This window comes from Methanosarcina vacuolata Z-761 (assembly GCF_000969905.1).
Taxonomy (GTDB): Archaea; Halobacteriota; Methanosarcinia; order Methanosarcinales; family Methanosarcinaceae; genus Methanosarcina; species Methanosarcina vacuolata.
In genome coordinates this window covers 2,627,625-2,639,546 of the sequence record NZ_CP009520.1, presented here as the reverse complement: position 1 = coordinate 2,639,546, position 11,922 = coordinate 2,627,625, and the positions used below count along the sequence as shown (strand labels likewise).

General features: G+C 40.2%; 9 protein-coding genes, 2 tRNA genes and 2 pseudogenes. 10 read left to right on the top strand and 3 right to left on the bottom strand.

From position 1 onward, the window contains the following. Positions 1-183 precede the first annotated feature (183 nt). The 9 genes and pseudogenes from MSVAZ_RS10950 to MSVAZ_RS10905 form a co-directional block, all read left to right on the top strand. A pseudogene (locus MSVAZ_RS10950) lies at positions 184-384 on the top strand (DUF373 family protein); the annotation flags it as partial. A 104-nt stretch (positions 385-488) separates the two neighbouring features. Further along, the gene (locus MSVAZ_RS19575) at positions 489-1,679 is read left to right on the top strand and encodes an ISH3 family transposase (RefSeq protein WP_082091142.1); all 1,191 of its coding nucleotides are present in this window, start codon (positions 489-491) and stop codon (positions 1,677-1,679) included. A 204-nt stretch (positions 1,680-1,883) separates the two neighbouring features. Further along, positions 1,884-2,828, top strand: coding sequence for a DUF373 family protein (locus MSVAZ_RS10940; RefSeq protein ID WP_332310048.1), 945 nt, complete (start codon positions 1,884-1,886; stop codon positions 2,826-2,828). Positions 2,829-2,919: 91 nt separating this feature from the next. Continuing rightward, positions 2,920-3,696, top strand: coding sequence for an S-methyl-5'-thioadenosine phosphorylase (gene mtnP / locus MSVAZ_RS10935; RefSeq protein WP_048120924.1), 777 nt, complete (start codon positions 2,920-2,922; stop codon positions 3,694-3,696). Positions 3,697-4,209: 513 nt separating this feature from the next. Continuing rightward, complete coding sequence (locus MSVAZ_RS10930; protein ID WP_048120922.1) at positions 4,210-6,687, top strand: DUF5814 domain-containing protein; 2,478 nt, start codon at positions 4,210-4,212, stop codon at positions 6,685-6,687. A 180-nt stretch (positions 6,688-6,867) separates the two neighbouring features. Next, positions 6,868-7,269: a DUF3467 domain-containing protein gene (locus MSVAZ_RS10925; protein ID WP_048120920.1), complete on the top strand. Its 402-nt coding sequence runs from the start codon at positions 6,868-6,870 to the stop codon at positions 7,267-7,269. Between the two features lie 497 nt (positions 7,270-7,766). Next, positions 7,767-7,991, top strand: coding sequence for an LSM domain-containing protein (locus MSVAZ_RS10915; RefSeq protein WP_048107204.1), 225 nt, complete (start codon positions 7,767-7,769; stop codon positions 7,989-7,991). 32 nt (positions 7,992-8,023) lie between these two features. Next, on the top strand, positions 8,024-8,440 hold the full coding sequence (locus MSVAZ_RS10910) for a helix-turn-helix transcriptional regulator (protein ID WP_048120916.1): 417 nt from the start codon (positions 8,024-8,026) through the stop codon (positions 8,438-8,440). A gap of 200 nt (positions 8,441-8,640) precedes the next feature. Further along, positions 8,641-8,718: transfer RNA gene (locus MSVAZ_RS10905), tRNA-Glu, on the top strand. 96 nt (positions 8,719-8,814) lie between these two features. On the opposite strand, the pseudogene tnpC reads toward MSVAZ_RS10905, so the two are convergent. Beyond that, a pseudogene (tnpC, locus tag MSVAZ_RS10900) lies at positions 8,815-9,944 on the bottom strand (IS66 family transposase). A gap of 15 nt (positions 9,945-9,959) precedes the next feature. Beyond that, entirely contained in the window at positions 9,960-10,241 is a 282-nt protein-coding gene (locus tag MSVAZ_RS21850; RefSeq protein WP_394297469.1) for a DUF6444 domain-containing protein, read from the bottom strand. A gap of 286 nt (positions 10,242-10,527) precedes the next feature. On the opposite strand from MSVAZ_RS21850, the gene MSVAZ_RS10890 reads away from it, so the two are divergent. Further along, a tRNA-Glu gene (locus tag MSVAZ_RS10890) sits at positions 10,528-10,605 on the top strand. 295 nt (positions 10,606-10,900) lie between these two features. Here the strand turns inward: MSVAZ_RS10890 and MSVAZ_RS10885 are convergent. Then, positions 10,901-11,824, bottom strand: coding sequence for a hypothetical protein (locus MSVAZ_RS10885; RefSeq protein WP_052727954.1), 924 nt, complete (start codon positions 11,822-11,824; stop codon positions 10,901-10,903). Positions 11,825-11,922: the final 98 nt, after the last annotated feature.

Here is an 11,922-nt window from a genome sequence, read left to right as displayed (position 1 = left end):
TGCGCTACAAGCTTAATAAAGTATAAATTAAAATAGTATGCTTGTAAAAAGTAAAGCGATTTAACTGATTAAAAGAGTTTATGCAAAACTCCGGCAGGAAATATATAAGAGCCAAATCAGGATATCGTATTCATAAAAAAACTCTCTGCGATAGAGTAAGCCATTGAAAGCTATAGAGGATATATGCAGACCTTAGTTATATGCATAGACAGAGATAACGATCTGGGCGAAAAAGCAAAACTCGAAACCCCAATAGTAGGGCGGGAGGCAAATGTTCAGGCTGCCGTTGCACTTGGGATCGCAGACCCGGAGGATTCTGATACCAACACTATCTTCGGTGGAATCAGGATTCTTGATGAATTACGAGCAAAAGGAACTGATGCCAGTAGTTCCGAATAACCCAAGTTCCGAATGCTGAATTTAGAACATTAGTAACTAATTAGAATTAGCCGAAAAAAAGTTTTATTAGATCATGGAATTTATTTTTAATGCCAACAAAAAACGATTCCATGACCACAGATACAGCCAGCTTGCTGGCTGTATCATCTGAATTGATTAGCAAATATAATATAATAACTTTGCCAGAATCTGCAAATTATGAATGTCAGGACACTTTAAACATATTGCTGCATGCCGCAACATCCTCTACAGACTCTCTTGAATCTGCAAGTAATGATTTGCAAAGAAAAAATCCTGACTTAAGAATACCTTCAGCAGATACTATTTTCAATTACATCAAAGAAAATAAAATTGAAGATATTCTTTCCTCTTTTAGAAAAATGAATCTTGAGCTTTTCAAGATGATGAAACTTGAAAACAATATTCATGATATAGCTATTGATTTTCATGACATTTCGTATTATGGAGACAAAAATACTCCTGGTATTAGAGGAATAAAACTAAAGAATGGTAGTTCATGGGGTAAATCGTTCTGTACTCTTGATATAATTGGAACTTCTCACTTAACACTTGACGTAATAGACATCAATAGTTTGAACAAGAATTATTCTCTTTTAATCGAATCTTTATTCAAAAGACTTAAAACGATAGGTGTAAAAACAGGAACAACATACCTTGATAAAGAATTTTTTAACACAGATGTAATTTCAAAGTTGGATGAACTTAAAGTCAATTTTGTTATAGCAGCTAAATCGACTCAGGTTATCAATAGAGAACTTAAAAATCATCAAAAAGAGTATGGAAATACTTCGACTATTTTTGAATATCGATTCCAGAAAGGAGGACCTTCTTTCAATGTTGTGGCAATATATAATAATAAAAAGAAAAAGTATCTTCTGTTTGCTACAAACAAAAAAGCAGAATCAATTGAGAAATTTGAAAAGATGATTCCTGAAGAATATAGAAAACGATGGAATATAGAAACTGGGTATAGAGTGAAAAACGAGTTCAAGATACGATCATGTACAAAATCTCCAGTAGCAAGAGTATTGTTCTTTATTATTCAATGCATCATGTACAATGTGCTAAATATGCTAAAGTCAGTTCTAGAAATTACAGCTTATGAGCTAAAATCATTAATAAATGAAGACATAAAAAAAGTTGTAAGATATGGACTAAGGTCGCTGAATTTTATTCCTGTTAGTGTGTTACTGGATTGTTTGAGATGGGTCAATGAAGAAAGAAATCGAGTGCTACGCACTCGATTAACTATAATATAACTCATCTCAAATTAAAATTTAAGAACCTAATAGCGTATGCTATAAAATTACTCAATGTGATCTGATTTTTTGAAAAATGTAAGTGAAAGTTATAGCTTAAGAATTTTAATATCTGATCAATAATATAGTCTACTTTGAAAATTAATGGATAAAATGTAAGTTCAATTTGTTTTTACCATTCGGAAGTCAGTCTGATCGGAACTACTGGATGCTGAGATAGTTTCTTTTGCAGGAGACAAAAACGTTGGAGTGATCTCAGACCAGAAAATTTCCGAGCAGCTTGAAACATTTCTCAATATGTACGACGTGCAGAGGGCGATATTCGTCTCGGATGGGGCAGAGGACGAAACGCTTGTGCCTATTGTCCAGTCCCGTATGAGAATTGACTCCGTGAAAAGAATTGTAATAATGCAGAGCCAGAATCTTGAAAGTACTTACTATATCCTGAAACACGTCTTTAGCGACCCGAAAATCTCCCAGACTTTCTTTGTACCTTTAGGGCTTGCTTTTCTCATTTATGCAATATTTTTGCTTGCCCGCTATCCCGAAGGTGCAATTGTGGGAATTCTTGCAGCTGTGGGGCTTTACATGTTGTACAGGGGTTTTGGGCTGGACGATCTTGTCGCTCTTGAAAAAGAAAAGCTCTGGGATGCTTTTCTGGAACAGAGGATGGTTTTTATCAGCTATACGGCTTCCCTGCTTACAATGCTTGTAGCAACTGCATACGGAGCTATGGAAGTATGGAAGCTTTACTCGGCAGATGGGGTCTGGTATCAGGGGATCCTTACGCTTGTCTCAGTATTCATCAATGCTTCAGTCTGGTGGTATGCAGGAGCGATGCTGCTTGCCGACCTTGGAAAAATCTTCGATTTAAGGATGGAAAATAAGCCCATTTATAAAAACGTCGCAATCTCTTTATTCGTGATCGCAACAGGGCTGCTATTCTGGGGTGCAAGTACATACATTTTAGCGACGGCGTCCCTTTCGGAAGGCATTACCAGTGATGCGTCCCTTGCCCTCCAGTACTTTGTGTATTCGGTCGCAGTTGCGGTTCTCATTGCCCTTGCAGGAATAAAATACAGCGTATCGAATCAGGCCTCCGAAAATGAAGATAGAGGAAGAGATAAAAGAAGAAAAAAACTCGCCTGACTGCAGGCGACCTGTCATAAATTTTGAAGCTCGACGGGGTTAAAAATCGAAAATGGGGGGTAATAGTAAAAACCGTCAGGAAGATCATAAAATGGAAAAAATACCTGAAAACGTTGAAATTGCAGTGCTCGGTGGTGTCGGTTTTAACTCTTACCAGGAATTTGAAAGCAAGTTAGTAAACACTCCATATGGAGAAGTTACAGTTTATCTTACTACCATAAGAGGGAAAAAAGTTGCAGTAATCCCCAGGCATGCAGGAGAAAACCATATTCCTCCTCACAGGATTAACTACAGGGCCAATATCTGGGCTGTAGATTGTATCGGGGCAAAACGTGTAATCTCCACAAATTCCGTTGGGTCAATGCGAGGGCATCCGGTGGGTAGTTTTGTAGTACTTAACGATTTTATAGATTTTACCCGGAACCGGCCTTCTACCTTTTATGATGACAAAACCGTACACGTCGATGTATCTGAACCTTACTGCCCTGAGATCAGGGTAGCCCTTAGAGACGCTCTGGAAAAACAGGGACTACCTTATACCGAAGGAATTTATGCCTGCACGGAGGGCCCACGTTTTGAGACCAGGGCCGAAATCCGCATGATGAGCCAATTTGCCGATGTTGTGGGCATGACGGGTGTACCTGAAGTGGGCCTTGCAAAAGAACTCAGCCTCTGTTATGCTTCTCTTGCCATTATCACAAATCAGGCCTGCGGAATGACCACACAGAAACTAACTGCTGACGAAGTTACCGAAGTTGTGGGAAAAGCTCAGGATGCAATCTTTGAGATTATTTCGGATACAATAAAAAAGATTCCGGAAACTCGAAACTGCAGGTGCAGATTTGCTAAGGAAGGAGCCTGTTTATAAAACAGTACTTTAAGGAGCAATAGGTAAGTAGCTTCTATGTAGAGAGTTTTATTCTAGCATTTTCGAGAGGTAGTTTCTCTAATTGCTTCTCCCAAACAATTTCTTTAAATAATTATTTTAGATCTTCCTCCAACTAATTCCTTAAAACAATTTTTTAATTGATGAATTCAATACTATTGCTATTCTAGGAAATTTTCCAGTAAATTTAATAATATAATTATTGAGTAATAAAATATTTATATAATAGTTACCTATAAAGTGAGGTTGCAAGTGAGATGGAAAAGTAGAAGTCCGAAAGGTGTGCTAAGGGAGAATATATAGTACTCCCCAAACAACGCTGAAAGTATAAACAATATTTAAATAGATTTTCACCTGTAAACGCAAATTATGCTGCCAGAAATTAAGAAGACAGCAGAATGTTGGTTTTCTCAAACTTCAAAATTTAAACTTTGAAGGGAAATTTACAGGTTTTAAGGAAATCTTACTTATACCACTTATATATCAGGATAAAAAATCATGCTCTGGGTCCTAGGTTATGCTGAAAAATCGAAGATAAGAGTTATGGCTATAAAGGACCGGATGAAACAGCCGCTTTATATGGCCGAGCTCGTTATAAAAGATAGTTACAAAGGGCCTCGCCCTCTCAAAATCAGGCTCCTCACCGGCAAAAAAGAAGAATTCATTCCTCCTCAGCAGTTTATAGAGCTCCTGCGCAGTGCAAACCGAATAATGTTCGCAGAAGGAGGAGATCCTTCAAATGAGGCTGCTTTTCTGGAAATGCTTAAAGGTTTTCAACTTGATGCGGACAAAGTAAAAATCTGTAAACATTGCTGGATTAATAAACGTTTCAACTTTGTAAACAGTAAATCCATCAAGTACAATAATGAACTCATCTGCCTGGAATGTGCAAAAGAAGAACTATTGCGTGCAGTCCGTTCGGCTGGTGTGCAGTATGGGGAAAAATCCATAGATTTCCTGGAGCAGGTGCTTTCAAAAACCCGAGACCTTGACAGGACTATCCGGATGCTGAGCCCTGAAAGGCTTGACCCTGAATTCACACGCTATGACACTATAAGAACAAATCCTGCCAGTGCTACAGTTAGGGTAAAAAGCCTGCCTCTGCAAAAGAAATTTAAGGAAATGCTGCTCGAAAAATCCGAGACCCTGCTGCCTGTCCAGACATTATCGATAGAAGCCGGGCTTCTGGAAGGGAAAAACCAGTTTGTAGTCTCGGCAACAGCAACTGGAAAGACCCTCATAGGGGAGATGGCAGGAATCCAGAACCTCTTCAACAAAAAAGGAAAAATGCTCTACCTCGTCCCCCTGGTTGCACTTGCAAACCAGAAGTATGAACAGTTCAAAGAACGATATTCAAAACTCGGGTTCACAACCTCCATAAAGATCGGAGCAATTCTTATAAAAACTTCTCAGCGCGTGAAGATGCAGACCAGTCCGGGTGCGGATATTATTGTAGGGACCTACGAGGGTATAGACCACATGCTTCGGTCGGGAAATGCCGATTTTCTGGGCAAAATCGGAACTGTGGTAGTGGATGAAGTCCATACTCTCGAAGACCAGGAGAGGGGCCACAGGCTGGATGGGCTTATCGGAAGGTTGAGATATGTGGCACCCGAAGCTCAGTTCATCTATCTCTCTGCAACTGTTGCAAATCCCGCAGGCTATGCGAAGAAACTTGGAGCTCAGCTTGTCCGTTACGAGCACAGGCCGGTTCCTATTGACAGGCATCTTCTTTTCTGCCAGGAAAACGAAAAAGCAAAGTTGATTTCCCAGCTCGCGAAAGAAGAATATTCAATGTTATCTTCCAAAAAGCACAGGGGACAGACAATTGTCTTTACAAATTCCCGTCGAAACTGTCACAAGCTTGCAGGAGCTCTTTCTATTCAGGCGGCTCCCTATCATGCCGGGCTTTCACAGTACGAGAGAAAGAAAGTTGAAACTCGTTTTGCAAAAGGAGAGATTCCGGTAATTGTGACCACGGCTGCTCTTGCGGCTGGGGTGGATTTTCCGGCTTCCCAGGTGATCTTTGAATCCCTGGCAATGGGAATTGACTGGATATCAGTCCAGGATTTTCTGCAGATGAGCGGAAGGGCAGGGAGACCTGACTATCATGATAGGGGAGTTGTTGTGCTTATGCCCGTGCCTGGAAAATCGTATTCCGGTTCACAGTCCGATACCGAAGAAGAGGTTGCAATTAAACTGCTCCAGGGAGAAATGATCTCAGCAGGCGTACATTATGGAGAAGCCGAACAGCTCGAGGAAGTGCTTGCATCGGTTGCAGTTACCTCCTCGGTGCAGGACCTCAGAATGATCCACAACCAGATGTTTGGAGACTATGACCTGGATAAGTTGGTTCTGCGTCTTCAGAGCTACCGTTTTGTGGAAAAAAAAGGAAACCGAATAACGCTTACGCGGTTTGGAAAAATTACTGCAGCACATTTCCTTCCGGTATCGAAAGCTTTTCTGATTCGAGATGCAGTGCTTGGAGATAATGAACCCCTGAAGATCGCAACGAACCTGGAGTTTTTTGATGCAGCATATTTCAAGTATGCAAACCAGATAGGAAGCTCCCTGCATGTGAATATGCCTTCAAGGATTTTTCAGGGAGCTACCCTTGATATAATTTTTGACGGGGAGTCTCTTTCCCAGCTTGATGCAAAACTCCAGGAACTCCTGTTAAACTTTGCTTCGGACTTTTTAACCTGTAAATGCAAAGATTCGCCTTACTGCGGATGCGCAGAACAGAAGTTTTCGGAAAAAATAATCAAGCTACGTACAGAAGCGCTTGAGCCTGCACAGATAGTAAATAAACTTGAAAATAAATACGGCATCTCAGCCTATCAGGGTGATGTTTTCGGGTACCTGGACAACGCAGTCAGGAACCTTGACGCCGTGGAACTTATAGCAAAAGTACACTCTAAAAAGGGAGTTGCAGAGGAAGCAAAAAAACTTAAAAAGAAAGTCCAGGGTTAAAAGATCAAAAACGTTTTTGCAGATAACATTGTATAATGAGTTAAAATGTTCCTGCTTGTGTGGGAATGCTTTGTTTATATTGAGAAGATTGGCCGGTTTTTTAAGGGTCGGTCATCAGTATAATGAGATATGAGATAAAAATCTTATAAGATACGTGAGAGTAAAAATTGAGGTAATTTCATGACCGAGGATGTTGAATCCAGGGAAAATATTGAAAGCGCAGCTTCTAAAAAGATTAAGAAAGGTATTACAATCGAATTTATGAAGCCTGAGAACTTCAGGCAGATATATGCTATAGGAGCTGCAGGTGGGCACAGCCCCTATGATTTCAGGATCGGTTTTTATAATGACACTCCAAAACTGTTTGGGGATTCCTCGGAATCAAGAGTTATCCAGAGGCGTGTAGAAACCGAAGTGATACTTTCTCCGGTAGCTGCACTTGAGCTTTCCCGCTGGCTGACCCAGCATATAAATGAATATGAATCCGTTTTTGGGCCCATTGCAAGAGCAATCCCGAGACCAAAAAAGGAGTCATCTGCAAAGCTTGTTGACGAAAGTACGGACCTCCAGGGTTACATCTGACCCATTATGTTTAAGTTTTAGAGATCCCTAGCCCCAAACCCCATCAGCGTGATCACAAGCCTTTTGAAAAAAAGGCTTGAACGCAACCCTTTTCAAAAAAGGCTTGACCGAAAACCCCAAGAACCGTTTGAGTCTGATAACCTTATCCCCAAACCCTATCGGCGTGATCAACCGGCGCAACGGTTGCTGGTAAACAGAAAAATTTGAACTGCAGTTTATGGAAGGAGCTATTTGATCCAGGGGGCATTTGAGAGCTCTTGGAGATCGATGGTTATATATCTCTGTAAAGGGTATGTAGTTTTCAGTTTTCTTAAAAGCCGGTGGAGTGACAATATAAAGAAATTTCTCAGTCGCTGGCATGAGGCGTCTGATACAGGCAACAAGTAAACCGCAGGTGTGGATGCGGTTCTGATGCGACTTGCTCCTCACTGGCTTGGGACGTAAAAAACATAAGTGAGTACGGGGAGAATTCAGAATAAATCAGCGAGGGTTTAAATTTGTTCCCAAATAAAAAAGTTCAGAAAATTGTTGGATCAAGAATCCAGGTAGAAATGAAAGGCGATCTTAATCTGCTCGAAGGCACTCTTAAGAGCGTGGACGACTATATGAACCTCCATCTCGTGGACACCATGGAGATCGTAAAAGGAGAAAAAGTTCGTTCCCTTGGTTCAGTAGTACTTCGCGGTAATAACATTATACTGATCACTCCTGTAGAAGAATAAAACTTCATAAGGAACTCTATTAGTGTGAAATCATGGATCTTGAAGAAGAAGCCTATAATATAATAAAAAGACATAAAGAAGGCGTTTTCCAGAACGTCATCTGGAAAGAGTTGAATATCGACAGCAGAAAATGCTCCAGAATCATAAAAAAACTTCTGGATAAAGACCTTATTATACGAGAGGTTGGAGTCTCAAACGGAGCAAGAACATACCTACTGAAAGCGAAGGAAGAGGTTAAGGAAAAATATGACCTTCTGCTTGCAGGAGAATTGTTTTCGTCCTGTACAGGCTGCACTGGCGACTGTCAACCAGAATACTGTGGGAGACTCAGCGAATGGATTGGCAACCTCGTGCAAGAGGATAAAAAATCGGAAGAGACAGATGAAATAAAAGCCGATGTCGAAGATGAGGACGAAGCTGAAGAGGACAAAGCTGAAGAAGAAATGTGAAAAAAGAATTTTTGGACTCAACAGCCAATATCATTCTTAAAGACAGTTTTCGGTCAAGCTTTTTTTAAAAAGGCTTGTGATATCGCCTAATTCAACAGCTAATAACATTTTGAAAGGTATCGGCAGCCGCTAACTATTTATAGAAAAAACCCTTATTGAAGAACCCCCTTCAATAAGGGGAAAAATAAGATACAATAAAAGCTCCGGTAGTGTAGTCCGGCCAATCATTCCGGCCTTTCGAGCCGAAGACTCGGGTTCGAATCCCGGCCGGAGCACCATATTCTTTTTTATAAGCATTGCGTGAAAGTTCACGACGTTTGATCGGTTTGTCCAGATCCAAATTATACACTATTTTAAAAATATTTTGTAACTATTCAGGGTATAGCTAGCGGCGCTCCTTTGAGCGCCGCGAGAATACCCTCTAAAACAGGTAAACCATTCTTTCTTATTGTGGAAATATATGCTCTAATTCTGCAGAAAGCTTCCGCTCCCCGTGTAGTTCTGAAAGTTCCTGATATTTTCTGCTGTAGTTTCATCATCCTGACATCTCTTTCTGCTTGATTATTCTCAAACGGAACTTTCAAGTCTTTCAGGAATCTCAGAATCTTTTCTTTATGTTCTATAAACCTATCAAGCAGATTCCTTGCTTTGGTTTTTGGATACATACCACGTTTTCCTTGTCTTTCAGGATTTAGAGAAGGTGGATTTTCTTCAATTCCTTTCGCGACTACAGTATCGAACCTTTTTTCTAATGCCTTAACTTGTTCAAAATCCAGATATTTGCCCTGCTCTTTGCACTCATCAGTATACTTTTTCATTTCAGATAACAGCTCATTCATATCTTTAGCCCATTGCTGTTTATAACTCTCCTCAATTCCAATAAGTTCTCTTTGGAGATGGGCATTGCAAAGAGCATGATCACAATTATAACCGTTGTAAGGTTTCCATCCATCATGAACTGCTACCCATTTAAACTCTGGAAGAATTCCCATAGCATCAATAGCTTCTGATCCTCTTTTCGGATGAGCAAAATAACAAGTGTATTTGTCAGTAGAAGCTACATGAAGCCAATGTCTTTTTCCGTGAACTTTCATTCCAGTTTCATCACAATGGATACAGAGAAGAGAGTACTTTTCTCGAATTACGTTTTCAAATTCTTCAAGTTCTGGAAACATTCTCTTTCTGCTTCAATAATGGTAGCAGAACTGATTTTTATCCCCATTACATCATGAAACAATTCAGAAATCCTTTTATAAGGAATGAAATGGTGATTTTTAAAGTAAATTGCTGAAGCTACGATATTAGGACCATATTGAACTGGGGAATTTACTGATTCTGGAAATTCAGCTTTATTTAACCTTCCACAGCAAGGACAGATCTTAATCTGACTTTGATGTTCTGTAACAATAAGATTTACAGGCGGAATATCAAAAACCTGTCTTACCTCATAAGCTTCAACTTCAACATCCTCAAGATTCTGGCCGCATTCTTCGCAACAGTTCAAAGAATGCTCTATTACCTAATCAGGATTATCTACCATTTCGAGAGTTGTTCCTGGATGACCTTCTTGACCTCCAGGTTTCTTGCCACTCTGTTTACGGAGACTTTTTGGATTAGGTTTTCCTTTGGAAATATAGTCACTAGAAGGAGGTTTACTGCTGTTTCGGCTGTTTTGATTTAAGCGAAATTCTAAAACTTGCAATCTTTCAGTGAGGTCTTTAATTTGAGATTCAAGACTTATAATATAAGCAATAACTTCAGGGTTTGAAGCACACAAAGCAAGAATCTCTTCACGTTTCATCAAGGAAGAAAATGGTTCATTTTATATCCAATTTTTCCTCGGAACGAGGAAAAATTGTGTAGCCTTAACAAGGCTACCTGAATAGTTACAATATTTTGAGATTTCAGAATTTTAGAGGATCTTTTTCGAAGAGTTGCGTCTTACCTATATAACGTAACAAAAATTAATTTTAACAGTCATCACATAAAAGGTTATCTTGTTAATAGATTACACCAGAAAGGGCCATCAAGGGACAGATTTATATATTACTTAAGTCTATTGAAGGTTTCGCTGTGAGATGCAATGTGCTCCGGTAGTGTAGTCCGGCCAATCATTCCGGCCTTTCGAGCCGAAGACTCGGGTTCGAATCCCGGCCGGAGCACCATATTTAATTTCTTACATCGAATTTCTTTTTTAGGGTGATTTTTCTACAGTGATTTATGATTTTTGTACAGTGATTTTTCTACAGTGATTTATGATTTTTGTACAGTGATTTTTCTACAGTGATTTATGATTTTCCTATAACTATTTGTATTCTTTCTAAATTATTTTATACTCAAATGCGGAAAAATAAATTTTTCAAGCTCTACTTCCGGCGTTTTAAGTTTCTTTATTGTTTAACTCCCCTATTTTAACTCCCTATTTTGCTTCCCTAACTCTAACTTTCCCCAACTGCTTCTTTAACTCTTTTTCAGGATAAAAGAATGGAATTCCTTTATTTCCCTGATTTTTTCCAGGTTCTGTTCTGCGTCAAGCAGGCCTGCCGTGTTGATGGATTCAAGCGCAGCTTTTGCGGCAAAGCAAGCTCCTTTCATACCTTGCTCCAGAGCGAGTAACCGGATCATTTCCAGAGACCATGCGATCTGGACAAGTATATTTTTCATTCCTCCCTGAGATACTTCGGTGCCCAGGTTTTCGAGTGCCTCAATTACTGCTTTTGTGCAGGACTCGTTATTTTCTCTTACAGCGGCATTACCCAGATCTTCAAGAATGACCGAAGCTTCCAGAGTGCTGGTTTCTATTGCCTGTTTGGCCGAAGCGACTCCTATCTCCCCAAGGTAGCTTATAGCGGCAATTCCGGTCTTATTAAGGCTTTTTTCTATGGATAGCAGTGATATCTGCAGAAGGTATGCCTCAGCAAGGCTTATCAGCGTTTCCATTTTCATTATTGAGTAGCCCTTTCCGCAAGTTCCGAGTGATTCGGCTGCACTTATGGCTGCTGCATCCAGGCCTTTTCCAGCAAACTCCAGGGCAAGGCTCCCTACAATAGATAGAGCCTTTATAGCAATCGTCTCCCTTTTTTGGCCGGCAGCCTCAAGTGATATATCTCCAAGAACACGACCTGAAACTGAGCATGCTTGCTCCATTTTCATTTCGGCAGATACCCTTGCTATGTCCCCTATAGAGATTACCAGTGCTTTTATATCCAGTTCGTTTTCAGCATCGGCATCCAGGGGAATCAACTGGAGTGCGAAGCCCTTGAGTTTGTCGACAGCTTCTACTGTTCCTTTCAAGTCCCCACTATACGCTTTTTTGAATCCTTCTTCAATAGCCCGGACTTCATCCAGCTCGTTTACATCTACCGGCGATGTATCAAACCCCACAATAGTCCTTGTTAATCCTATTGTTCTTACTCCTGATTAGTTTTCCTATCGAAAGCGGCTTCCGACTTGCTCTTCAACCCTACAATCTTCAGGGTAAG

What these genes read in the sequence shown, in the direction of transcription:
- MSVAZ_RS10910 (WP_048120916.1), top strand. Translation starts at nt 8,024, where the DNA reads ATGGATCTTGAAGAAGAAGCCTATAATATAATAAAAAGACATAAAGAA.
- MSVAZ_RS21850 (WP_394297469.1), bottom strand. Translation starts at nt 10,241, where the DNA reads ATGAAACGTGAAGAGATTCTTGCTTTGTGTGCTTCAAACCCTGAAGTT.
- MSVAZ_RS19575 (WP_082091142.1), top strand. Translation starts at nt 489, where the DNA reads ATGCCAACAAAAAACGATTCCATGACCACAGATACAGCCAGCTTGCTG.
- MSVAZ_RS10925 (WP_048120920.1), top strand. Translation starts at nt 6,868, where the DNA reads ATGACCGAGGATGTTGAATCCAGGGAAAATATTGAAAGCGCAGCTTCT.
- mtnP (WP_048120924.1), top strand. Translation starts at nt 2,920, where the DNA reads ATGGAAAAAATACCTGAAAACGTTGAAATTGCAGTGCTCGGTGGTGTC.